The organism is Brevibacillus sp. GCM10020057, from assembly GCF_042683565.1.
Classification (GTDB): domain Bacteria; phylum Bacillota; class Bacilli; order Brevibacillales; family Brevibacillaceae; genus Brevibacillus.
Genome location: NZ_JBHUJW010000006.1, coordinates 49,386 through 72,180, shown reverse-complemented (window position 1 = coordinate 72,180; position 22,795 = coordinate 49,386). Strand labels below are relative to the sequence as shown.

Annotated in this window: 20 protein-coding genes and 1 riboswitch; of the genes, 12 read left to right on the top strand and 8 right to left on the bottom strand. The window is 53.8% G+C overall.

Annotated features, from left to right (window positions below):
- Nucleotides 1-152: 152 nt before the first annotated feature.
- The 5 genes from ACFSO0_RS02155 (at nt 153) to ACFSO0_RS02135 (ending at nt 5,463) form a co-directional block, all read left to right on the top strand.
- The gene (locus ACFSO0_RS02155) at nt 153-1,031 is read left to right on the top strand and encodes an ABC transporter substrate-binding protein (protein WP_376875670.1); all 879 of its coding nucleotides are present in this window, start codon (nt 153-155) and stop codon (nt 1,029-1,031) included.
- Nucleotides 1,032-1,118: 87 nt separating this feature from the next.
- On the top strand, nt 1,119-1,817 hold the full coding sequence (locus ACFSO0_RS02150; RefSeq protein WP_376875667.1) for an amino acid ABC transporter permease: 699 nt from the start codon (nt 1,119-1,121) through the stop codon (nt 1,815-1,817).
- Between the two features lie 4 nt (nt 1,818-1,821).
- Nucleotides 1,822-2,562, top strand: a complete 741-nt coding sequence (locus ACFSO0_RS02145) for an amino acid ABC transporter ATP-binding protein (RefSeq protein WP_376876080.1) — start codon at nt 1,822-1,824, stop codon at nt 2,560-2,562.
- A 94-nt stretch (nt 2,563-2,656) separates the two neighbouring features.
- Entirely contained in the window at nt 2,657-4,012 is a 1,356-nt protein-coding gene (gene gabT / locus ACFSO0_RS02140) for a 4-aminobutyrate--2-oxoglutarate transaminase (RefSeq protein ID WP_376875664.1), read from the top strand.
- A 14-nt stretch (nt 4,013-4,026) separates the two neighbouring features.
- Nucleotides 4,027-5,463 (top strand): aldehyde dehydrogenase family protein, encoded by a 1,437-nt coding sequence (locus ACFSO0_RS02135; protein ID WP_376875661.1) that lies wholly within the window; start codon nt 4,027-4,029, stop codon nt 5,461-5,463.
- 52 nt (nt 5,464-5,515) lie between these two features.
- Here the strand turns inward: ACFSO0_RS02135 and ACFSO0_RS02130 are convergent, their stop codons facing one another.
- From ACFSO0_RS02130 to ACFSO0_RS02105, 6 genes are all read right to left on the bottom strand, one after another.
- Nucleotides 5,516-5,815, bottom strand: coding sequence for a YxcD family protein (locus tag ACFSO0_RS02130; RefSeq protein WP_376875658.1), 300 nt, complete (start codon nt 5,813-5,815; stop codon nt 5,516-5,518).
- Nucleotides 5,803-6,246, bottom strand: a complete 444-nt coding sequence (locus ACFSO0_RS02125) for a hypothetical protein (RefSeq protein WP_376875655.1) — start codon at nt 6,244-6,246, stop codon at nt 5,803-5,805. Before ACFSO0_RS02125 ends, ACFSO0_RS02130 begins: the two co-directional genes overlap by 13 nt.
- Nucleotides 6,247-6,364: 118 nt before the next feature.
- Nucleotides 6,365-7,741 carry an FAD-binding oxidoreductase gene (locus ACFSO0_RS02120; RefSeq protein ID WP_376875652.1) on the bottom strand — a complete coding sequence of 459 codons (1,377 nt, stop codon included), beginning with the start codon at nt 7,739-7,741 and terminating at the stop codon, nt 6,365-6,367.
- Nucleotides 7,742-7,825: 84 nt separating this feature from the next.
- Nucleotides 7,826-8,488 carry a methionine ABC transporter permease gene (locus tag ACFSO0_RS02115; RefSeq protein WP_376875649.1) on the bottom strand — a complete coding sequence of 221 codons (663 nt, stop codon included), beginning with the start codon at nt 8,486-8,488 and terminating at the stop codon, nt 7,826-7,828.
- Nucleotides 8,488-9,525, bottom strand: a complete 1,038-nt coding sequence (locus ACFSO0_RS02110; protein ID WP_376875646.1) for a methionine ABC transporter ATP-binding protein — start codon at nt 9,523-9,525, stop codon at nt 8,488-8,490. The genes ACFSO0_RS02115 and ACFSO0_RS02110 overlap by 1 nt, the downstream gene beginning before the upstream one ends.
- Nucleotides 9,526-9,562: 37 nt before the next feature.
- Nucleotides 9,563-10,396 (bottom strand): MetQ/NlpA family ABC transporter substrate-binding protein, encoded by an 834-nt coding sequence (locus ACFSO0_RS02105; protein ID WP_376875643.1) that lies wholly within the window; start codon nt 10,394-10,396, stop codon nt 9,563-9,565.
- A gap of 130 nt (nt 10,397-10,526) precedes the next feature.
- Nucleotides 10,527-10,630, bottom strand: a riboswitch (SAM riboswitch).
- A 338-nt stretch (nt 10,631-10,968) separates the two neighbouring features.
- Between ACFSO0_RS02105 and ACFSO0_RS02100 the strand changes: the two genes are divergently transcribed.
- The 7 genes from ACFSO0_RS02100 (at nt 10,969) to recQ (ending at nt 19,333) form a co-directional block, all read left to right on the top strand.
- Nucleotides 10,969-12,330 carry an MATE family efflux transporter gene (locus tag ACFSO0_RS02100; protein WP_376875640.1) on the top strand — a complete coding sequence of 454 codons (1,362 nt, stop codon included), beginning with the start codon at nt 10,969-10,971 and terminating at the stop codon, nt 12,328-12,330.
- Nucleotides 12,331-12,535: 205 nt separating this feature from the next.
- On the top strand, nt 12,536-13,213 hold the full coding sequence (locus tag ACFSO0_RS02095) for an MgtC/SapB family protein (RefSeq protein WP_376875637.1): 678 nt from the start codon (nt 12,536-12,538) through the stop codon (nt 13,211-13,213).
- A 122-nt stretch (nt 13,214-13,335) separates the two neighbouring features.
- Nucleotides 13,336-14,724, top strand: coding sequence for a class II fumarate hydratase (fumC, locus tag ACFSO0_RS02090; protein WP_376875634.1), 1,389 nt, complete (start codon nt 13,336-13,338; stop codon nt 14,722-14,724).
- 189 nt (nt 14,725-14,913) lie between these two features.
- Entirely contained in the window at nt 14,914-15,600 is a 687-nt protein-coding gene (locus tag ACFSO0_RS02085; RefSeq protein ID WP_376875631.1) for a response regulator transcription factor, read from the top strand.
- Between the two features lie 34 nt (nt 15,601-15,634).
- Nucleotides 15,635-16,702, top strand: coding sequence for a sensor histidine kinase (locus ACFSO0_RS02080; RefSeq protein ID WP_483862231.1), 1,068 nt, complete (start codon nt 15,635-15,637; stop codon nt 16,700-16,702).
- 180 nt (nt 16,703-16,882) lie between these two features.
- Nucleotides 16,883-17,425, top strand: a complete 543-nt coding sequence (locus ACFSO0_RS02075; RefSeq protein WP_376875626.1) for a VanZ family protein — start codon at nt 16,883-16,885, stop codon at nt 17,423-17,425.
- Between the two features lie 120 nt (nt 17,426-17,545).
- Nucleotides 17,546-19,333 carry a DNA helicase RecQ gene (gene recQ / locus ACFSO0_RS02070; protein ID WP_376875623.1) on the top strand — a complete coding sequence of 596 codons (1,788 nt, stop codon included), beginning with the start codon at nt 17,546-17,548 and terminating at the stop codon, nt 19,331-19,333.
- 108 nt (nt 19,334-19,441) lie between these two features.
- Here recQ and lplT read toward each other — a convergent pair whose 3' ends face one another.
- Together lplT and ACFSO0_RS02060 are read right to left on the bottom strand one after the other, a co-directional pair.
- Nucleotides 19,442-20,632: a lysophospholipid transporter LplT gene (gene lplT / locus ACFSO0_RS02065; protein WP_376875620.1), complete on the bottom strand. Its 1,191-nt coding sequence runs from the start codon at nt 20,630-20,632 to the stop codon at nt 19,442-19,444.
- The gene (locus ACFSO0_RS02060) at nt 20,629-22,743 is read right to left on the bottom strand and encodes an AMP-binding protein (RefSeq protein WP_376875617.1); all 2,115 of its coding nucleotides are present in this window, start codon (nt 22,741-22,743) and stop codon (nt 20,629-20,631) included. Before ACFSO0_RS02060 ends, lplT begins: the two co-directional genes overlap by 4 nt.
- Between the last annotated feature and the right edge of the window lie 52 nt (nt 22,744-22,795).

Sequence of the window (22,795 nt, the reverse complement as noted above, 5' to 3'; positions counted from 1 at the left end):
CTTATTTCTGATTGTGGACAACCTGAATTTTTACCGAATGTTCGGAAAGTTATTTACATTTTTTGTAAATTTTCCTAACATATATGCTTGGCATAAGTATTGCATTTAGATTATTGCGTATAGTTCAACAACAAATTAAGGGGGTAATTCGTTTGAGAAAGAAAGCTCGCAAAATGGTGACAGTTTTTCTTACTGCCTTGTTGTCGGTTTTGGTGTTCGTTACTGGATGCGGAAATCAGGATGCAGCCACCACTACTTCCCAGCCAGCAGGACAGGCAAGCTCAACGGATTCAAAAGCCGGTGGCACGCTGGCAAAACTAAGAGAAAAAGGTGTACTCGTAGTAGGATCGTCCAACGACACTCCGTTTGCATTCATTGATAAGGACAGCAAAGCCTTCGTTGGGATCGATGCAGAAATCATTACGGAAATCGCCAAACGCCTGGGGATTCCAAAAGTGGAAATGAAAGAAGTCAAATTTGAAAATTTGCTTGTTGAACTGAATAACTACAACATCGATATGGTAACAGACGGCATGTATATCAAGCCGGAGCGCGAAAAAATCGCTGCATTTACCAACCCGTGGTACAAAGAAGCGGAAGCGCTGATCGTCCGCAATGACTCGGATATTAAAGGAATTGACGATCTGAAAGACAAAGTGGTCGGCGGCCAAAAAGGAACAACTTTCCTCGAATATGTTCAAGAGTTGAAATCGCAAGGAAAAATCAAGGATGTCAAAATCTTTGGGGCGCAAACCGAACTGCTTCTCGCCCTGAACACGAAAAAGATCGATGCAGTCATTTCCGACAGTGCAACATCGGCCTACACGATCAAGCATGACCCTTCTCTCTCCATCAAGCTGGTTTCCCCGTACAAGTCCAAGTATGACGGGCTGGTGGGGGCTGCAGTCCGCAAAGAAGACAAAGAACTGCTGGATGCCATCAACGCCGAACTGGACAAGCTGAAGAAAGAAGGCTTCGTCCTGGAAGTTTTGAAAAAATACGGTCTGAACGAAGATAACGTGGTCCAATAAATGGAGCGACGATCCAGTACAAGGGAGCTTCGATTTTGATCGAGGCTTCCTTGTCCCTTATTTCCTATGATGAGGTGGTACGGCTTTATGAACAATCTGGATTTCGGTACAGCTTTTAGAGAATTGACGCCGTCTCTGCTTGATGCCCTTTGGCTTGTTGTCAGCTTATCGCTTGTTTCCTACGCATTGGCGCTCGTGGTTGGCATGTTGATCGCGCTGGGGAGACTGTCCCAAAACAAGGTGCTGGGCACGCTCTTGACCGGACTGCTCGAATTGGTCAGAGGAACCCCGCTGCTCGTGCAGTTGCTCTACGTCTATTACGTTTTGCCAGAAATCATCAGCCGGATCGGCATGCTCTGGATTCCTGACTATCGGGTCAATATCGGTGCTTTTACAGCGGGGGTCCTGGCTCTTGGACTCAATTACGGCTGCTATATGTCGGAGGTATTTCGCTCCTCCATCCTGGCTATTGACAAAGGTCAGAAGGAAGCAGCTTTGGCATTAGGATACACAAGCAGGCAGGCTATGTTTCATATTGTCATTCCGCAATCTTTTCAAATCTCGATTCCGCCGCTGGGCAACTATTTCATTATGATGATCAAGGACACATCGCTTTGCGCCTTCATTACCCTGGGTGAAATTATTTTGACGACACAAGCGTATGCGTCACAAACTTTCTTGACCATCGAATCGTACACATTAGCGGCCTTGATTTACCTGGTGGTCAGCTTCCCGCTTGGGCGAGGAGTTCGAGCATTGGAAAGGAGGATGAGCCGTCATGTCTAACGTGATGATCACTGTGGAAGCATTGCGTAAATCATTTGGGGATAAAGAGATTATAAAAGGGATTGACATGAAGGTGAACCGCGGCGAAAAAGTCGTCATCATCGGTCCGTCCGGGTCGGGAAAATCAACGTTTTTGCGCTGCCTGAACTATCTGGAGATCCCCACCTCGGGAAGCGTGATGATCGAGTCGCACAAGTTTGACGATCCTACGAAAAAAATGAACGAAAAGCACATCGCATCCATTCGTGCCGAGGTAGGCATGGTGTTTCAGCGATTTAATCTGTTCCCGAATAAAACGGCGATTCAGAATGTAATGGCAGCATTGATTACCATACGCAAAATGGATAAAGAACAGGCGCAAAAGCTGGCAGAGAAGTATTTGCACAAGGTGGGACTTGGCGAGCGGATGCATCACTACCCGAGTCAATTATCCGGCGGACAGCAACAGCGGGTGGCAATTGCCAGGGCCTTGGCTATGCAGCCCAAAGTCATGCTGTTTGACGAAGCGACCTCTGCGCTGGACCCGGAACTGGTCGGCGAGGTATTACAGGTCATTCGCGAGCTGGCCGAGGAAGGCATGACGATGATTCTGGTAACGCACGAGATGAAGTTTGCTCGTGAGGTAGCTGATCGCGTGATTTTTATGGACGGGGGCGTCATCGTGGAAGAAGGCACGCCAGAAGAAGTGTTTGTCCATCCGAAGCATCCGCGTACCCGTGCTTTCCTGCAAAAGGTTGAACATTAATTGGCACAAAATTTGCTATACAAATGGTTTGTAATGTTGAAAGGTAACAGAATCAGTGTGCGCAACAGGTAAACATCAAAAAGGAGCGATCAAGATGGGCTATTCATTTGCGAATGTGAAAACGGCACTGCCGGGACCGAAAGCGAAAGCTCTGCTGGAAAAGCGTCAAACATACGTGCCAAAAGGAGTCAGTAACGGGATTCCTACCTTTATTGACCATGCCAGTGGTGCTCTGCTTACGGATGTGGACGGAAACACTTTCATCGACTTTGCGGGTGCCATCGGGACAATTAACGTAGGCCATTGCAATCCGGATGTGGTTGCCGCCTTGCATGACCAAATCGATAAGTACATCCACCCTGGCTTTAACGTTATGATGTACGACTCCTATATCGAACTGGCAGAACGGCTGTCCAAGCTGGCCCCGGGGGATCACGACAAGCAAGCGATCTTCTTTAACAGCGGTGCCGAAGCGGTTGAGAACGCAGTGAAGATCGCCCGCAAATACACCAAGCGGCAAGGTGTTGTCGTCTTTTCGCGCGGGTACCACGGCCGCACCCTCATGACGATGACGATGACAAGCAAAGTTCGTCCGTACAAGTTTGAATTCGGGCCGTTCGCTCCGGAAGTGTACAAAGCGCCTTATCCGTACGAATACCGTCGCCCGGAAGGCATGAGTCAGGAAGCTTACGATGATTATGTGCTGAATGAATTCAAAACGTTCCTCGTTGGCGATGTCGCACCGGAGACGATCGCAGCGGTTGTTATGGAGCCTGTACAAGGCGAGGGAGGATTCATCGTTCCTTCCAAAAAATTCGTGCAAGGGGTCGCGCAACTTTGCAAGGAACATGGCATCGTGTTTGTAGCAGATGAAATTCAAACCGGTTTTTGCCGTACAGGAAAATATTTTGCGATTGAACATTTTGATGTTGTGCCTGACTTGATTACCGTCTCCAAATCAATGGCAGCGGGGGTTCCCATCAGTGGCGTGATTGGGCGGAAGGAAATCATGAATGTGGCGAATCCAGGCGAACTGGGCGGTACCTATTCCGGATGTCCGTTGGGCTGCCGTTCCGGATTGGCCGTGCTGGAAACGATCGAAAAACATGGCTTGAATGAGCGAGGCGCAGCCATTGGCCAAAAAGTCATGGAGCGTTTTCACCAGTTCAAGGAAAAATTCGATGTGGTTGGTGATGTGCGCGGACTGGGAGCGATGTGCGCCATCGAATTCGTGAAGGACCGTACGACGAAAGAACCGAACAAGGAAATTGTCAGCGCGATTATTCAGGAAGCGAACAGCCGTGGATTGATTTTGCTTAGCGCAGGACTCTTCAGCAATGTCATTCGCGTGCTGATGCCGCTGGTGATTACGGATGAGCAATTGGAAGAGGGCCTTACTATTTTGGAAGAGTCGATTGTAGCGCAAACCGCGTCACTGCAACCAAAATAAAGGAGACCCGATCCATGAAAACCATCATTCCGAAAAAACCTTTGTACCTGGGCGGTGCCTATGTCGAGGCATCGTCCTATAAGGAGCTCCGCTCTCCGCATACTGGAGAAGTGATCGCCGAAATTGCAGAAGGAACTCGCGAACATATGCAGCAGGCGATTGCTTATGCATCAGAAGCTGAAAAAGTGATGGCGGCTCTTCCGGCGCACAAGCGGGCCAATATTTTGCAAACTGTTTCGCGGCTGCTGCAGGAAAAGCGGGAGGAAGCGGCCCGTATTCTCACGCTGGAAGCGGCCAAACCGATTACCGTCGCGCGCGGGGAAATTGCCCGGACAATTGAAACTTACCAGTTTGCTGCAGATGAAGCTCGCCGCTTGCATGGCGAGACCATTCCGATGGACGCTTCGGCAATGGGGGAAAACCGGATCGCTTATACGGTTCGCAAACCGGTGGGGATCGTGGGCGCCATCACTCCATTCAATTTCCCGTTTAACCTGGTGGCTCATAAGCTGGGGCCGGCAATCGCAGCGGGCAATCCGGTCATTCTGAAACCGGCCGAACAGACTCCGCTCTCCGCGTTTTTCATCGCAGACTTGTTCGCCCAGGCCGGTTTGCCTGCGGGAGCGCTGCAGGTCATCACCGGCAATGGAAGCGAAGTTGGCGATGAGTTGGTACGGGATGACCGGGTGAAGCTGATTACCTTTACAGGCAGCCCGGAGGTTGGCAAATTGATTCGCCGGAACGCCGGCTTAAAACGCGTAACTCTTGAGCTTGGTTCCAATTCGGCTCTGATTGTCGACGAAGGTGTGGAAATCGAACGCATCATCAAACGGACGGTTACGGGCGCCTTTACCTTCATGGGGCAGGTTTGCATTTCCCTGCAGCGGATTTTTGTCCATCGCTCCCTTTATACGGATTTCGTAGATCGTTTTGTCGCAGAGACGGAGCTGCTGCGTGTAGGGGACCCGGCTGATGAAACGACCGATATTGCTGCATTGATCACACTTGGCGATGTGAAGCGGATTGGCGAATGGATCGAGGAAGCGAAGCGGGAAGGAGCACGCGTTTTGACGGGCGGCATTGAAGGTCGGATCGTGAAGCCGACAGTCATCGTAGACGCTGCGCCACATACCCGCGTTTGTTGTCAGGAAACGTTCGCCCCTGTTGTAGTCATTACGCCTTTTGATACGTTTGATGAAGCAATCAACGAGGTGAACAATTCCCGCTACGGTTTGCAGGCGGGGGTCTATACCAATAAGATGGAACATGCTTTTGAAGCGGCAGATCGTCTGGAGGTAGGCGGAGTGATGATTAATGACTTCCCGACTTTCCGGGTTGACCATATGCCGTACGGCGGCCTGAAAGAAAGCGGCGTTGGCCGCGAAGGGGTTAAATACGCTACAGAAGAGATGACCGAGCTGAAGCTTGTCTGCTTTAACCGGAATCGGTGAGAAATCAAACAGCCCATTCTTCTTCATCGCGAAGAGGAGTGGGCTGTTTGTTTTAGCTTTGACAGGTGACGTAGGCGAGAATTCCTTCCTCGTCGTCCAGCACCAGTTCGATGCCGGCGGAGTACGGATTGCGCTGCAACTGTGTCTCCAGGTAGTAGCGAATGGCTTCGATCAGGTTGAGCTCGATAAAGACTTGCTTTCTGCCGAGCGAATAGACTTCGGCAGAGAAGCCGTACTCCTCGTCCCACATCAGCTCGACTTCGACCTGTTGCGGCTGAATCTGCTTTTTGCTTGCGACGTGCAGGCAAATGGCGTTCACCAGCTCTTGTTCATCGAACGTTATCTTTTCCATGCGTTCAGTTCCTGCTTCTTCTGGCGTTGCGTTTTGAAGTAAACAACGATTTTCCGAATCAGCACGATCACGGCTACGATGGCGAGCATGTTGATCAGGAAGCCGAAGATCGCGCCCAGTGCGCCCATGTTGCCGAACAATCCGCCGAACAGCATGCCGGCCAGTCCGCCGACCAGCAGACCTTTCATGAAGCCGCCGGATTTGCTTGGCGCAGCAGTAGACGGCGTGCTTGCCGGATTGGTCGTGCTTTTATTCGTAGAAGCATTTACATTGGAATCGCCTTTGGTCGGCGTTTGCGTATTCGCAGGATTCGTTGTGGTGCTAAACGATTTCTTACCGGACTTGTAGCCTTTTGCGTCAGCGTGGTCGATATATCCGCCGGAAGCGAATAGCAGTGTTACCGCAACTAGAAGCATGAGCAGTTTTTTCATGGAATGCGAGCAGCCCCTCTCAATGATATGACACTATGGATATAAGTGTACACGAATATGTTGGCGATTTCCACCAAACATTGCGTGAACAATCTGGAAGTCCGAGCAGGGGGAAGGGTCAGCCCAGGATTTTGCCCGGGTTGAGGATGTGGTTCGGATCGAACTGCTGCTTGATCAGCCTCATCCACGGGAGCGTATCCGGGTGCTCTTTTTGCAAGTATTTCTTCTTGCCGATGCCGATGCCGTGCTCGCCGGTGCACGTGCCGCCTTTTTGCAGGGCGTATTCGACGATCTTGGCATTGACCTGTTCGGCGAGCTGCACTTCCGTCGGGTCCTGCTTGTTGAACATGAGCGTCGAGTGGAAGTTGCCGTCACCGACGTGCCCAAGGACGCCGCCGGCAAGGCCGCTCTGGTCGATCACTTCCCGCGCGTACACGACCGCTTCAGTCAGCTCCGAGAGCGGCAGGCAGACGTCCGTGAGCATCATTTCCTTGCCGGGAAAGCCGTGCTTGAAGGCGTAGGCGAGGTTGTGGCGCGCTTCCCACAGCTTGGTTCTTTTTTTGGAATCGGTCTCTACCAAAAAGTCGACGCAGCCGTTTTCGGCAAGCAGCTCCTGGGCGAAGTCGACGTCATGAGCCAGCCCGGCTTCGTTCCCGTGAAATTCGAGAAACAGGGTAGGCTGCTCCAAATAGTCCGTCTCGCTATGCAGATTGACCTGGCGAATCGAGGCACTGTCGACCAGCTCGACGCGGGCAATGGCAATCCCGGCGGCGAGCAGGGACATCGCTCCGTCTACAGCCGCCTTCACGGAAGGAAAAGTAGCGCGTCCGGCGATGACCGTCTCGGGAATGCCGTACACCTTGAGCGTGATTTCTGTGAAGACGCCGAGCGTGCCTTCCGAGCCGACGAACAGGCTTGTCAGATGGTAGCCGGAAGATGATTTCGCGGAAAGCCCTCCGGTGCGGATGATCGAACCGTCCGCCATGACGACTTCGAGGTCGCGCACCTGGCTGCGCATGATGCCGTAACGGACGCTGGTCGTGCCGCTCGCGTTTGTCGCGGTCATGCCCCCGATGGTTGCGTCAGCACCCGGATCGACAGAGAAAAACAGGCCGTGCTTTTTCAGCGCCGCATTGAGCTGGGTCCGGGTGACGCCGGGCTGGACGCGCACGAGGAAGTCTTCCGGTCGCACCTCGACGATCTGGTTCATTTGCCGAAAATCAAGGGGAATCCCGCCATGAAGCGGAATGCAATGCCCTTCCAGACTGGAGCCTGCGCCAAAGGGAACGACAGGCACATGGTGTTCATTGGCGTATTTCAGGATGGCGGACACTTCTTCCCGGGATGCGGGAAAAACAACGACGTCGGGGAGTACCGGCGTATGGTGGGACTCGTCCTTGCTATGCTGGTGCAGCATCGTTTCGTTCGCGGTGGCGCGGTCGTCAGCGGTCAGTTTTTTCAAATCTTCAAGCAAAGTGTGAGGGATACGGCTCATCTACAATTACCTCCCGAGTTTCTGGCTATTACAAAACGACAGCAGACGAACCTCTGACCAGGTCACAGTCAGAGGTTCGCATGATTAGGCGCTCTTTTTCAGTTTTCGCGCCGCCCAGTTGCCGAGCGATTGGATCAGTTGGACCAGGACGACGAGGATGACGACGGTGATGACCATGACTTCGATGTCCCATTGCTGGTAGCCGTAGCGGAGGGCGAGGTCACCCAGACCGCCTGCCCCGACTGCGCCCGCCATCGCAGTCGCGCCGATCAGACCGATGGTGGCGATCGTCAGGCAGAGCGCGATGCCGGGACGCGCCTCACGAAGCATGATGCGGAAGATGATCTGCGTCCGGGAAGCGCCCATCGCCTGGTACGCTTCGATCACGCCGCGGTCCACGTCGTGCAGTGCCGTCTCCATCAGGCGGGAGATGTACGGTGCCGTGTAGACGATAAGCGGGACGATGGCGCCCTCGATCCCGATGGACGTGCCGACGACCAGCTCCGTGAACGGAATGATCGCGACCATCAGGATGATGAAGGGCAGCGAGCGCACGATGTTGATTACGGTGTTTAACGTGTGGTAAATCCACTTGTTCGGAAACAAATGATTGCTTTGCGTAATCACGAGCAGGATTCCAAGGGGAATGCCGATCAACGTGGCGATCACCAGGGAAATGCCCACCATAATGACGGTTTCTTCCAACGATTGTCCAAACACCGGGATCATTTCTGTCAAGCGATCCATTAGCGGCTTTCCCCCTCTCGTGTCACGATCTCTACGTTGTAGACGGATTCGCGTAAAAATTCGATGCCTGCCGTCACGTCTTTTTCTTCGCCGGAAATGTGTACGAGCAAAATGCCGAGCGCCGTTCCTTTAATGGAAGTAATCGATCCGTACAACAGGTTGGTGCTGACCGGAAAGCGCGCGGACAAGGTGCCAAGGACGGGATCGAGCGCGGCATCCCCGCGAAAAGCGACGCGGAGGATGTGGTTGACAGGCCCGGTCTGTTTGATGCGGGACAAAATTTCATCCGGCACATTGTCGTCAAAAATCGTCTTGATGAAATTGCGGGTAGTCGGCTGCTGCGGATTGCTGAAAATATCGAGCACGCTTCCCTGTTCGATGACCACACCGTTTTCCATGATGGCTACGTGATCGCAGATTTTTTTGATGACCTGCATCTCGTGCGTAATCAGCACGATGGTCAAGTTGAATTTCCGGTTGATGTCGAGCAGAAGCTCCAGGATGGAATCCGTGGTCTGCGGGTCGAGAGCGGATGTGGCTTCGTCGCACAAGAGAATCTCCGGGTCCGTAGCGAGTGCGCGGGCGATGCCGACGCGCTGCTTTTGGCCGCCAGACAGCTGGGACGGATAGGAATGCGCCTTGTCCGCGAGACCAACCAGACGCAGCAGATCTTCTACCTTTTTCTTGATGACATCTTTGGGCACCCGGTTCATTCGCAAAATCTCTGCCACGTTGTCAAAGACGTTATAGGAGGACAAGAGGTTAAAATGCTGAAAGATAATCCCGATTTTTTTGCGGGCAATGCGCAATTCTTTTTCTTTCAGTGCAAGCATATCCTGGCCGTTCACGACGACGGAACCGCTGGTCGGCTTTTCGAGCAGGTTGATCGTGCGGAGCAGGGTGCTTTTCCCCGCTCCGCTAAAGCCGATCACGCCGAAAATCTGGCCTCTTTCCACGTTCAGTGTCACGCCCTTCAAGGCTTGCACCTGCTTGTTTCCCACCGTATACGACTTATGGATGTTGGTTAGCTGTATCATCTCTCCAGTCTCCTTGTTGTTCGATAATGAGTGTTGCTTACCAGGATGGGAGCACAGCTCCTTCAAAATGTTCGTTGATGAATTTCTTCACTTCTTCGGAACGGTAGATCTCAACCAGTTTTTTCAGAGCCGGATTGTCTTTGTTCGCTTCATTGGCAGCAATGACGTTGACGTACGGAGAATCGGAAGTTTCAGAGAAAATCGCGTCTTTCTTCGGAGAATAGCCCGCTTCCATCGCAAAGTTGGTGTTGATGCTCGCTACTTCCACGTTGTTCAGGGAGCGCGCCAGGAATGCCGCTTCCAGTTCCTTGAATTCCAGTTTTTTCGGGTTTTCCACGATGTCGAGCGGTGTTGCGTTGTCTTTGACGCCGTCTTTGAGCTTGATCAGTCCGGCAGCCTGATACAGCAGCAGAGCGCGAGCGCGGTTGGTCGGGTCGTTTTGGATGCCGACTACGCCGCCTTCCGGAATCTCATCCACTTTTTTGTGCTTGGTAGAGTAGAGCCCCATCGGGAAGGTTACGGTTTTGCCAATCTCGACAATTTTGGTTTTGTGGTCCTGATTGAATTTGTCCAGGAACGGAATCGTCTGGAAGCTGTTCGCATCCAGATTGCCCTTATCGAGAGCCTGATTGGGCTGCACGTAGTCGTTGAAGACGACTACCTGTACGTCGAGTCCTTGCGCTTTTGCCACTTCCTTGACCTTGTTCAGGATTTCTTCGTGCGGTCCGGCAGTGACCCCGACCTTGATCGTTGTCTGTTCAGCAGCCGCGCCGCCATTTGCAGCAGGGGCCGCTTCCTGTTTGCCGCCGCAAGCTGTCAACAGGGAGGCTGCAAGCAAGATGGAGCTAAGTAGAAGACCTGTTTTTTTCATGATGGTTTCTCTCCTTTTTTGTCTGATGAGTTTTTATATTTTGAAAAATAAAAACCGACAGGACCAAAACAAAAGACCTCTTCCGGAAGAAGAGGTCGCAGACTGCCTGGTCGAGCAGTCTCGGAATCCTCTCTTATCTTCCGGGGATTCTCCCGCTGGATTTGGCACCATATCTGCTGCAGACAGGTTGCCGAGGCTTCACAGGGCCAGTCCCTCCGCCTCTCTCTATAAGAGATCAGGATATGCAGTTGAAAAATTCAAATTCCGATTTGAATAGTTGGATTATAACTCGCTTTTTTCATACTGTCAAATGCAATTCGTGTGATTTCGTTGATACAAAAAGTAATTGGTGATTGAACCAAAATACGCATGCGCTCTTGAGAGTGTGTCCGAAGGGTGGCAGGTGCCGGACAAAGCCGGCGTTGCGGTTTTTAAGTGCAGGAGCGGGGCGGTGGTGGTCCTCCGGTCGATTGTCCGGCTGGGAAATACTCCTTTTGCGTAAAGGACTCGCTGTTTGTTATAATACTATTTCGTATGTTTACAAAATCATACAGAGCGAGGAAATACAGAAAATGAACGAAACCTTTTCGATTAAGGAAAAATGGCGGCAATTTCTGGGTGTCTTGCTGCCGATCCTGATCTCTCAAATTGCTCTTTTTTCGATGACGTTTTTCGATACGATCATGTCCGGACACGCCAGCCCGGTTGATCTGGCGGGAGTGGCGATCGGAGCGAGCCTGTGGGCTCCGGTGCAAGCCGGTTTGACAGGCATTTTAATGGCGGTGACGCCGCTGGTGGCGCAAATGGTGGGGGCGAATCGGCGGGAGCAGGTTCCGTTTACCGTCGTCCAGGCGTTTTACGTGGCAATCGCCATTGCCGTCGGTGTCATCGTGCTTGGGGGGCTTGCGCTCAATCCGGTGCTGCGCATGATGGAACTGGAGCCGAGCGTACACGAAATTGCCCGCGAATTCCTGCACGCCATCGCAATCGGTGTCGTGCCCCTGTTCCTCTATACAGTCATTCGCTGCTTTATCGACGCACTCGGAGAGACGCGTGTCACGATGTTCATCACGCTGTTTTCGCTTCCGATCAACGTATTGCTGAACTATGTGCTCATCTTCGGCAACTTCGGGTTTCCACGTCTGGGCGGAGTCGGCGCAGGCTACGCTTCTGCCATCACGTACTGGTGCATCCTCGCGATCAGCCTGTTCGTCGTCGGTCGGGTGCAGCCGTTTGTGGAGTACGGACTGCTGACGAAGCTGTACCGCATCTCCTTGTCTGCCTGGAAGGAGCTGCTCAAGCTGGGGCTGCCGATCGGGTTTTCGATATTTTTTGAAGTCAGCATTTTCGCTGCCGTGACCTTGCTCATGAGCGAGTACAACACCGTCACGATTGCCGCGCACCAGGCCGCTTTGAACTTCGCATCGTTTATTTACATGGTGCCGCTTAGCATTTCGATGGCACTGACGATTCTGGTCGGCTTCGAGGTGGGGGCAAGCCGCTTCAAGGATGCCCGCCAATACAGCTATTTGGGAATCGGAACCGCCATTTCGCTGGCGCTCTTGTTCGGGATCGGGCTCCTGTTTTTCAACGAGCAGGTGGCTGGCTTCTACACGACGGACGAGGCGGTGCTGCGTCTCACCCGGCAGTTTCTGATGTACTCCATCCTGTTCCTGATCTCCGATGCGATCGCCGCTCCGATCCAGGGGGTGCTTCGCGGTTACAAGGATGTGACCACGACCTTTATCGTGGCGCTCGTGTCGTACTGGGTGATCGGATTGCCGCTCGGCTATGTGCTGGCGCAGTATACGTCTCTTGCAGCCTTTGGTTATTGGATCGGGCTGATTACCGGCCTTGCTGCTGGGGCGATTTTCCTCTTTGGGCGATTGCTGCGGTTGCAAAAGCGGTTGATTGGCGGAAAGAGCGCTGTGTAAATGGCGCTTGGCTGCCTCTCTGGCGGAAATTCCTGCATCGGGCTGGGATTTCCGCTTTTTTGCATGGAGTGGAAGTGCCGCGTTTACAATAGTTGTGAACAAAGAAAAAATATGTTCCAATTTTCCAGGAGGAGCGTATATACTTTCTATATTAGATTGTGGGAGAAAAGCTGACATGTCGTGAACGGTTGGGAGGAGAACTTGGATGACGTACGTTTTTCTCATGAAGCTCGGAATTGCACTCTTTTTAGGATTGTTGATCGGTATGGACAGGCAGCTGAAGCACAAGCCCCTTGGGGTGAAGACGAGCATGGTCATTTCTGTCGCCAGCTGCCTGATTACGATTGTTTCTATCGAATCCGTTCATCGCTTTTCCTTGCCCGGACACACGAACATGGACCCTCTGCGCCTGGCTGCGCAAATTGTCAGCGGGGTCGGTTTTCTCGGAGCCGGTGTCATTTTGCGGCGAAGCAATGACGTCATCTCCGGCTTGACGACCGCTTCGATGGTGTGGGCAGCGTCTGGTCTGGGCATTGCGGTCGGTGCGGGTTATTATTTTGAAGCGGTCACGGCTACCATCCTGATTATTTTGGCGATCAATCTGTTTCCCTGGATTCTGCGATGGATCGGGCCGAGTTCGCTCCGTCAGCGTGATTTGTCGATCAAGATCGTCGTTGACGGGACCGGGGATTTGGACGACGTTTTCAGGCAGATCAAGCATTTGAATTTGCAGATCAAACGGGTCAAGGTAAGGGATGTCGATAGCGGACAGCAAAAGCTGGAGATGATGATCATCGCATCCGAAGACACGTACACAACCGATATATACAGCTCTCTCAAGACGGTGGATCATGTGGTATCCGTCGAGGTCGAAAGCCGTTGAGATACAGGACCTGCGCCACTTTGCGGAAAGAGCGCAGGTCTTTTTTTGTTTTCATTATCCCTCTTTTTGGGAGAAAGTGGGTATGATAGGAGGTAGGTTTTCGATAAAAAGGAGGGTTCGAGATGGAATATCGGATTGAGAAAGATACCCTGGGTGAAATACAGGTGCCTGCAGATAAGTTGTGGGGGGCGCAAACGCAGCGCAGCTTCCAGAACTTCAAAATCGGCGGGGAGAAAATGCCGCTCGAAGTGATCCGCATGTTTGCGATCCTGAAGCGCAGCGCCGCCGCAGTAAACCGGAAGCTGGGCAAGCTCGACGCGGACAAGGCGGAAGCGATTATCACCGCAGCAGATGAAATCATCGCGGGCAAGTGGGACGAACACTTTCCTCTCGTCGTCTGGCAGACGGGCAGCGGCACCCAGTCCAACATGAACGTCAACGAAGTCATCGCCCACCGCGCCAACCAGCTGCTGGAGCAAAAGGGCAGCTCTGCGCGCATCCACGCCAACGATGACGTCAACAAATCGCAAAGCTCCAACGACACGTTCCCGACAGCGATGCACATGGCCGCACTAGCAGCGATAGAAGACCTCGTCCTGCCGGCAGTGGCAGCCCTCAAGCAAACGCTCCAAAAGAAAAGCGAAGCGTTCATGGACATTATCAAAATCGGCCGGACGCACCTGCAGGATGCGACCCCGTTGACGCTGGGGCAGGAGATCAGCGGCTGGGTACAAATGCTGGCCAAAAGCGAAAAAATGATTGCGGAGAGCACGGAGCATCTGCGTGAGCTGGCAATCGGCGGGACAGCGGTCGGTACGGGAATCAACGCTCACCCGCGCTTCGGGGAAATGGTCGCAGAGGAGATCAGCCGCGTCACGAACAAAAAATTTCTCACCGCCGCCAACAAATTTCACGCCCTGACCAGCCACGACGAGCTGGTGCACGTCCACGGCGCCTTGAAGGCTTTGGCGGCTGACCTGATGAAGATCGCCAATGATGTGAGATGGCTGGCGAGCGGACCTCGCTGCGGCATCGGGGAAATCACGATCCCTGCCAATGAGCCGGGCAGCTCGATCATGCCGGGCAAAGTCAACCCGACGCAAAGCGAAGCGATGACGATGGTCGTCTGTCAGGTCATGGGCAACGATGCCGCGATCGGCTTCGCCGCAAGCCAGGGCAACTTCGAGCTGAACGTGTTTAAGCCTGTGATTATCTACAACTTCCTGCAGTCCGCGAAGCTTTTGTCCGACGCGATGCACTCCTTTAACGACCATTGCGCTGTCGGAATCGAGCCGAATCTGCCGGTCATCCAGGAAAACCTGAACAACTCGCTCATGCTCGTCACGGCACTCAACCCGCACATCGGGTACGAAAACGCCGCCGCCGTCGCCAAGCTCGCCCACAAGGAAGGGCTCACGCTCAAGGAGGCCGCCATCCGCAGCAATCTGTTGACCGAGGAACAATTCGACCAGGTCGTCCGCCCCGAGCAGATGATCCATCCGAAAGAGTGACCGCCAGCCCATGCTGCCGGTCTTTTTTTGCTGTCCATGGAGCGCCGTTACTCCTTTCTCTCCGTCACTTCCCCCCACGCTAAAAGCCCCGACTGACGCTGCCTTTTCCCTCTCTTTATGTTTTCTTTACCTTTCTCTGCTATAGTGAACGTAAAAGTACATGTACCCCAGAAACAGGAGAAGGAAGCTATGCGGATACTCATTGTGGACGATGACAAGGAAATCGTGGAGCTGCTTGCGATTTATCTCGGCAACGAGGGCTATGAGATCGAAAAGGCGTTTGACGGGAAGGAAGCACTGGACAAATTGGCCCAAAAGGAGTTTCACCTGGTCATTCTGGATGTCATGATGCCAAAGCTCGATGGATTGGAAGTCACCAAACGCGTGCGGAAAAACTCGCAGATCCCCATCCTGATGGCCAGTGCGAAGGCGAACGACATGGACAAGATCATGGGCCTCATGACAGGCGCGGACGATTACGTCGCCAAGCCGTTCAATCCGCTGGAGGTAGTGGCAAGGGTCAAGTCGCTGCTGCGCCGCGCCAATTACAGCCATGCCAATCAAAAGCAAGACAACGTGATCGAGGCAGGCCCGCTGATCATCGACAAGCAGAGCCATGTCGCGCAGACCAAGGAAGGCGTACCCATCAAGCTGACCGCGCTTGAATTTTCCATCCTTTTTTTGCTGGCCAGTCATCCCAACCGCGTATTCAGCTCCGAAGAAATTTTCGACCGCTGTTGGAAAATGGAGAACATCGTGTCCTACAAAACCGTGATGGTCCACATCAGCAACCTGCGAGAAAAGCTGGAGAAGGCGACCAATGGAGAAAAAGTGATCCAGACCGTATGGGGGGTAGGCTATAAAATTGAGGCTTAACGTCCGGGACTTCCTGCGGATTTTGCTCGAAATCATGCTCGGCTTGCTCTTCCTGTTTGCTGTATTTCAGGCGCTGTCCTTTTTCGCCAACAACTATCTGTATCGGATACCCGACATCAAAAATTTTGTGTGGAAGTTCCGCAATACCTATGGCTTTGACACGTTTAAAATCCCGATTCTGCTGTTGTCGACAGGTCTGTTTGTGGCATGGACGCTGGTTCGCATCCGGAAATTCAAGGAACAAAAGCAAATGAATCAGATCATCGAAGAGCTTCACTACATTGCAAAGGGCAATTACGATCATCAGATTTCGATCAGGCCGGCGGGGAGCCTGGGGAATGTCGTGGACAGTATTCACGCCCTCGTCAAAAGCACGACCGATGCGATGGAGGAGGAACGCAGGCTCGAGCAGTCGAAGGACGAGCTCGTCACGAATGTCTCGCATGATCTTCGTACGCCGCTGACCTCGATCATGGGCTATCTGGGATTGATTGAGCAAGGAAAGTACCAGGATGAAAATCAGCTTAGACAGTACACCCATATCGCGTATGAAAAAGCCAAGCAGATGAACGTACTGGTAAACGATTTGTTTGAGTATACAAAAGTGCGCAACCGCGGTGCGTATTTGAACAAAACGCAGTTTGACCTGGTGGAGCTGGTCGAACAGGTTGCCGTAGGCTTTCGTATCGCTGCGCATGAAGCGGGCCTGCAGCTGCAAGTGGAAACGCCTGATGAAAAGGTAGAAATGTGGGGCGATACGGACAAGCTTGTACGTGTGCTGGAGAACCTGATTTCCAACGCCATCAAATACGGTCGAGACGGTACGATGATCGCCGTTCGCCTGTTTCGTGTACCGGATGGCGTATCCTTTTCGGTCGCGAACAACGGCGCGCCGATTCCCGCTGAAGCCCTGCCCAATCTGTTCGAGCGTTTTTTTCGGGTCGAGGCCTCGCGTTCCAAAGAAACAGGCGGTTCTGGTCTGGGGCTGGCGATTGCCAAGAGCATTATTGACCTGCATCACGGTCGGATTGCGGTAACGAGCACGGCTGAATGGACGACGTTTACGGTATGGCTTCCGCTCCCCGGTATGCAAGCTTCATAATCTCTTTACCCTTTCTTTAGAAACGATTTTGAGTTTTTTTAATCGAAAAGCCTATCCTTACGGTGTGAAAGAAACGTTGCTCTTACACTGGAAGGAGAGGCTTTTTTGCATGAAACGGACCACGGTGGCAGGGCGGTTTACGGAAACAAAGAAGTTGCTGGAAAAGGGGGTTTCATACCGATGAAAAAAGGAATCCATATTTTGCTGCGAGCTGCCCTTCTGGGTGTTTTTGCACTGTATTTGACACTGGTGATAAAAGTCATCCTCTTTAAATTTCGCTGGACGAATGCGGGAAAGGTATTCCCCTCGATCGCCCACAGCTTATCGCAGCCGCAGGTCATCTGGGAGAGTCTGATGAACAGAGGGAACCTCATTCCTTTTCATGAAATCATAAAATATATCGACAATTTGTTGGCAGGGGGAAATATGCATAGTAACGTCAATTTCATAGGCAACGTGATCGCCTTTCTTCCTTTTGGCTTCCTGCTTCCTTTTCTGCAAAAGGAGAGAAATCGCTCTCTGGTGACCGTCACGATCCTGTCCTTTCTCTTCAGCCTGTGCATAGAAGGGACACAATTGCTCGCCAGCATCGGGAACTTTGATGTCGATGATCTTTTGTTAAATACGGCAGGAGGCATGATCGGATACGGGCTGTTCCGAGGGTTTCGGTCCATTTTTCAACAGCGGCACCCGAAAAGAGTCACACACGAGGAACCTTTATAAAAAATGCGATTGTCGTTTTTCATCAGATCCTGCTCTTCCCCTTGTTTTGTCCCAAAGTAAACAAGTACACTTAAAAAGGATCTGCTCGGACAAATATTCGGAAGAGAAGGTGTATTCTCTTTGTTTGATAAAGCGACAGAAGTCTTGCAGAAATATTTTGGCTACCCGTCCTTTCGAGAAGGGCAAAAGAAAATCATCGAGAGCTTGCTGGAAGGCCGCGACACGTTGGGGATCATGCCGACAGGGGGCGGGAAATCGATCTGCTACCAGGTTCCGGCGATGCTGTTTGACGGGGTGACAATCGTCATCTCGCCACTGATCTCCTTGATGAAGGATCAGGTCGACGTGCTGGTCAGCATGGGCATTCCCGCCACGCAAATCAACAGCTCCCTCGATTCCTCCGAAGTGCGCGAGCGGCTGCGGCTGGCGGCGCGCGGCGAGTACAAGCTGTTGTACATCGCCCCGGAGCGTCTGGAATCCGACTCGTTCCGGGCGTTGATTAGGGACGTGCCGATCTCCTTTGTGGCCGTCGACGAAGCGCATTGCGTCTCCCAGTGGGGGCATGATTTCCGCCCGAGCTATCTGGAGATCGCCCGTTTTCTGCACGCGCTGCCCAAGCGTCCTGTCGTCGCTGCGCTGACGGCAACGGCTACGCCGGAGGTCACGGAGGACATCCGCCGCCAGCTGACCTTGATGGACGAGCGCACTTTCATCACCGGCTTTGGCAGGGACAATCTGATCTTGTCCGTGCGCAAAGGGGAGAACCGGCGCCGCTTCATCGCCGACTACCTGCGCGCGAACAGCCAGCAGGCGGGAATCATCTACGCGGCGACGCGAAAAGACGTGGATGCCCTGCACGCAGACCTGCACAAGCGCGGCTTTTCCGTCACGAAATACCACGCTGGACTGTCCGAGGAGGAGCGGGCGCAAAACCAGGAAGCCTTCCTCTATGACGACGTCCGCACGATGATCGCCACCAATGCGTTCGGGATGGGAATTGACAAATCCAACGTTCGCTACGTCATCCACTACAACATGCCGAAAAACCTGGAGGCGTACTACCAGGAGGCGGGCCGCGCCGGGCGCGACGGAGAACCGAGCGAGTGCATCCTCTTGTTTCAGCCGCAGGACATCCAGACCCAGACCTTTTTCATCGAGCAAAACCAGCTGACAGAGGAGCGTAAGGAGCACGAGTACAAAAAGCTGTACGCCATGATCGACTACTGCCGGACGCCGCGCTGCCTGCAGCAGTACATCGTCCAATACTTTGGCGAGACCGACGCTTTGGCCTGCGGAAAGTGCGCGAACTGCACGAACGACACGGAGCTTGCGGACATCACGCTGGAGGCGCAGAAGATTTTCTCCTGCGTGAAAAGGATGCGGGAGCGCTTCGGGGCGGCACTCGTGGCGCAGGTGCTGAAAGGCTCGAAGAACAAAAAAGTCTCCCAGTTCGGCTTCGATCAGCTGCCGACGTACGGTCTGATGAAGGAGTACAAGGAAAAAGAGATTGCCGACCTGATCCAGCTGCTGATCGCGGAAGGCTATCTGCAGGTGACGGAGAGCCAATACCCGATTGTGAAGCTGGGCGAAAAAGCGCTGCCTGTGCTCAAAGGCGAAGAGCAGGTGTGGCAAAAGATCGCGCTCCGTCCTGTCCAGCAGCAGGAAGACGACGACCTGTTCGAGCGTCTGCGTCAGCTGCGCAAGGAAATCTCGCAGCGCGAAGGCGTGCCGCCGTACGTCATTTTCCACGACAGCACGCTCAAGGAAATGAGCAGCCTCTGTCCGACCGACAAGGCGGCCATGCTCCAGATCAAAGGCGTGGGCGAGTCCAAATATGACAAGTACGGCTTCCTCTTTTTGGAGTGCCTGCAGGCATACGCTGCGGAAAAATCGCTCCATTCCGTTTAAGCACCAGCTGCCTGCTGCCGGAACCATTGCTGATAACGCAAACAACCGCGCCCGAGTGGGACGCGGTTTGTTTGCGTTGGGACCGGCCAGTTCACGCGCCAGTCCGCTTCAGCCGCGCACCTGTTTGCGCAAATTTGCGAGGTACGCGAGGAATGCCAGCAGCAGCACGCCCTGCCCCACGATGGCTCCCGAGACGGAGGCGCCGGCGTAGACGATCAGGTAGTATATGCCGGAGCCTGCTGCCATCAACGTGTTTTCCACAAAGTTTTGAATCGCGATGGTCTTGCCGGAGCCGACCAGCTCCTTGCCTTTTTCCTGGAGGATCGTGTTCATGGGGATGATGAAGACTCCGCCCATAAAACCGACGAGCAGCAGGAAGCAGATAGCGATCGGCGTGAAGTGAATCCACGGGAACAGCACAATGATCAGAAACATCCCGAAGCCGTAGGCCAAGGAGCGCGTGAACTGCTGCAACGGGATCAGCCGGGGGGCCAGGAACGCTCCGACGATAATGCCGATGGACGTTGTGGCGAGAATCAGCGAGACGGAAAAGCTCTGCGGGTCGATGCCGAGAGCCGCAGGTATCCATGCCAGTACCGCCACGCGCAGCACCGCCGAGCTCATCCAGAACGAGCCTGTTCCGACCAGCGAGAAGCGGGTGTCGGGACGCTGCATCAACAGCCGGAAGTCGGCAAAAAAGCGCCGGGTTTCTGCGCCGTAGCGGATGTCCGCCTTGCCCGCCATGCGCGGGATAAAGAAAGTCATGCCAAGCGACAGCAGGTAGAGGGCGAGGCATATGGCCGACGAGGTGAGCGGGGCCGTCATGGAGGCGATCGCTCCGCCGCCGCCGATCCCGAGCAGGATGGCGATGATTGTATACGCTTCGATCCTGGCGTTGGCCCGGAACAGCTCATCTTCGTTTGCCGTCAGCTCCGGCAGGATGCCGTATTTGGCCGGGGAGTAGACGACAGCGCCGACCCCGATGGTGAAATAGGAGAGCATCAGCAGCAAAATGCTGGAATGGTCAATGACGAAGAGCAGCAGGACGCCGACCGCCTTGATCAGGTTGCCGGTGACGAGCACGAGCGATTTGGGATGCTTGTCGGCGAACGGCCCGACGAGCGGCGCGAGAAAGATGTACGGCAGAAAAAAGGAAATGGATACGAGTGCGAGCAGCGCGGGAGAAAAACCGTTCTCCCGAAGCAGATTGGCGATCACAAACAGGATCATGTTGTCGGCAAAGGCGGACAGAAATTGGGTAAAGTACAAGGCTTGCAAAGGCTGTATGCGGATGTTCACAGTGATTCCCTCTCGCTTTCGGCCAGCTGTTTCAGACTGACGTAATCGGTTTTTCCGCTGCCCAGGAGCGGAAGTGCCTTGATTTGCTTGATGGCGCCGGGGATGAGCAGCGGCGAGTATTGCTTTTGCGTCGACCAGGCGCGCAGCTGGGCGAGCTGGGCAGTCTCGTCTGTGGTGTAGAGCAGGATGCGCTCGCCCTTGCGCGGGTCGCTGACGGTGATGGCAGCGAAGCCGGAGTGCCCGAAGCATTCCATGGCGATTTCCTCGACCAGATTGAGCGAGACCATCTCGCCGCCGATTTTGGCAAAGCGCTTCAGCCGGGATTGGATCGTCAGGTAGCCTTCCCGATCCACTTCTACCAGGTCCCCGGTCTGATACCATTCCTCTGCCGGGACGAAACCTTGGCCGTGAATCAGGTAGCCTTTCATTACATTCGGTCCTTTGACCAGAAGCTGCCCGCCCTTCTCGATGCCCTCGACTGGCTCCAGGCGATACGACATGCCTGGCATCAGCCGCCCCACCGTTCCCGGCTTGTTTGCCAGCGGGGTGTTGAGCGACAGGATCGGAGCGGTCTCCGTCGCGCCGTAGCCTTCAAAGATGCGCACCCCGAACTTTTCCATCCACAGCTTGCGCACGTCGTCTTTCAGCTTTTCCGCCCCCGCAAACACGTAGCGCAAGGAGTAAAAATTGTACGGATGCGCCATCCGGCCATATCCGGCCATGAAAGTCGAGGTGCCGAACAGGATCGTCGCATTCTGGTCGTACACCAGCTCACAGATCGCCTTGTAGTGGAGCGGGCTGGGGTACAGAAAGACCGGAACCCCTTTGACGACGGGCAAGAGCGTCCCTGCCGTCAGCCCGAAGCTGTGAAACATCGGCAGTGCATTGAAAAACTTGTCGCGGGACGTGATGTCGATGACGCTGGTCACCTGCTGGATGTTGGCGTACAGGTTCGTATGCGACAGCACGACGCCTTTTGGCTTGCTCTCGCTGCCGGAGGTAAAGAGGATCAGCTCGTTATCCGCCGCCTGCGCTTTTTGCCGTGCCAGGTAGCGGAGCAGAGCAGCGAGTTTGTCAAAAGCCGTGGCGGCTGCTTTCAAATCTTCCAGGTAGACGATCGTGACCTGCGCTTTCAGTCCTTCGATCACGTGCTCCAGCTTGCCTTTCTCGATAAAGACGCGCGATGTCAGGACCGTGTCGATGTGTGCTGTCTCGCAGCATTCGAGCAGGGAACGGACGCCGAGGGAGAAGTTCAGGATGGCCGGTGTCTTCCCGATGCGAAACAGCGACAGGAGCGTGACCAGATGCCCGACGGAATTGGGGAGGAACACGCCGACGGCTGATTTGCCGGACAGCTGCGCCTTCAGCTTTTCGCCGAGCAAATAGCTGCCGATGAGCAGCGTGCGGTAGTTGATCGCGGTGCCCATGTCTTTGGCGATCTCCATCGCCGCGCCGTTCAGGCGGGCTGCCTCCAGCACTTCGTCGAACAGATTGACGCCAGGCTTCATGCGGCTTTGGAACAGTTCGTTTTGCAGCGTGCGCAAGATCAGGTCGCTTGCGGACGCCTTTTGCTCGCGCATGGAGCGCTTCTCGTCGCGTTCGATGACAAAAGGCGTGCCGACGGTCATCGTGACGTCAGGCAGCAGCCGGAGTCGCAGCTTTCCTTTCAGGTAGGAAAAGATGGAGCGTTCCAGCCCGTTGATGGCGACAGGATACAAGGTCGCACCCGTGCGAAGGGCGAGGTAGCCGACTCCGCTGTAGATTTTCATCAGGCTGCCGGTGGTCGTGATCCGGCCTTCCGGGAAAATGACCAGTGTCTCGCCGCCGCGAATGACCCGCAGCATGTGGCGGATGGAGTACGGATTCAGCGGATCGACGGCAATGTGTTTGCGGAAACGAAGGAAAAATGCGAATTTCTTTGCGATTTCCGTATTGACGACGAAGATCGCTCCTTTTGGCAGACAAAACGACAGGAGTACAGCGTCCAGGAGCGATACGTGGTTGGGGATGATGATAGATGGCTGCGTGAGATCGATTTTGTGCAGGCCGATGATGCGCGGACGGAACCAGAGCATCAGGATGGCCTTCAGGAAGGCATGAATGAGAAACATGAAAACCACACCTTTACAAAGAATGATGGCGTTTCGGATAGCTTTCATTGTA

What these genes read in the sequence shown, in the direction of transcription:
- ACFSO0_RS02150 (WP_376875667.1), top strand. Translation starts at nt 1,119, where the DNA reads ATGAACAATCTGGATTTCGGTACAGCTTTTAGAGAATTGACGCCGTCT.
- ACFSO0_RS02145 (WP_376876080.1), top strand. Translation starts at nt 1,822, where the DNA reads ATGATCACTGTGGAAGCATTGCGTAAATCATTTGGGGATAAAGAGATT.
- gabT (WP_376875664.1), top strand. Translation starts at nt 2,657, where the DNA reads ATGGGCTATTCATTTGCGAATGTGAAAACGGCACTGCCGGGACCGAAA.
- ACFSO0_RS02135 (WP_376875661.1), top strand. Translation starts at nt 4,027, where the DNA reads ATGAAAACCATCATTCCGAAAAAACCTTTGTACCTGGGCGGTGCCTAT.
- ACFSO0_RS02130 (WP_376875658.1), bottom strand. Translation starts at nt 5,815, where the DNA reads ATGGAAAAGATAACGTTCGATGAACAAGAGCTGGTGAACGCCATTTGC.
- ACFSO0_RS02125 (WP_376875655.1), bottom strand. Translation starts at nt 6,246, where the DNA reads ATGAAAAAACTGCTCATGCTTCTAGTTGCGGTAACACTGCTATTCGCT.
- ACFSO0_RS02120 (WP_376875652.1), bottom strand. Translation starts at nt 7,741, where the DNA reads ATGAGCCGTATCCCTCACACTTTGCTTGAAGATTTGAAAAAACTGACC.
- ACFSO0_RS02115 (WP_376875649.1), bottom strand. Translation starts at nt 8,488, where the DNA reads ATGGATCGCTTGACAGAAATGATCCCGGTGTTTGGACAATCGTTGGAA.
- ACFSO0_RS02110 (WP_376875646.1), bottom strand. Translation starts at nt 9,525, where the DNA reads ATGATACAGCTAACCAACATCCATAAGTCGTATACGGTGGGAAACAAG.
- ACFSO0_RS02105 (WP_376875643.1), bottom strand. Translation starts at nt 10,396, where the DNA reads ATGAAAAAAACAGGTCTTCTACTTAGCTCCATCTTGCTTGCAGCCTCC.
- ACFSO0_RS02100 (WP_376875640.1), top strand. Translation starts at nt 10,969, where the DNA reads ATGAACGAAACCTTTTCGATTAAGGAAAAATGGCGGCAATTTCTGGGT.
- ACFSO0_RS02095 (WP_376875637.1), top strand. Translation starts at nt 12,536, where the DNA reads ATGACGTACGTTTTTCTCATGAAGCTCGGAATTGCACTCTTTTTAGGA.
- fumC (WP_376875634.1), top strand. Translation starts at nt 13,336, where the DNA reads ATGGAATATCGGATTGAGAAAGATACCCTGGGTGAAATACAGGTGCCT.
- ACFSO0_RS02085 (WP_376875631.1), top strand. Translation starts at nt 14,914, where the DNA reads ATGCGGATACTCATTGTGGACGATGACAAGGAAATCGTGGAGCTGCTT.
- ACFSO0_RS02080 (WP_483862231.1), top strand. Translation starts at nt 15,635, where the DNA reads ATGCTCGGCTTGCTCTTCCTGTTTGCTGTATTTCAGGCGCTGTCCTTT.
- ACFSO0_RS02075 (WP_376875626.1), top strand. Translation starts at nt 16,883, where the DNA reads ATGAAAAAAGGAATCCATATTTTGCTGCGAGCTGCCCTTCTGGGTGTT.
- ACFSO0_RS02060 (WP_376875617.1), bottom strand. Translation starts at nt 22,743, where the DNA reads ATGTTTCTCATTCATGCCTTCCTGAAGGCCATCCTGATGCTCTGGTTC.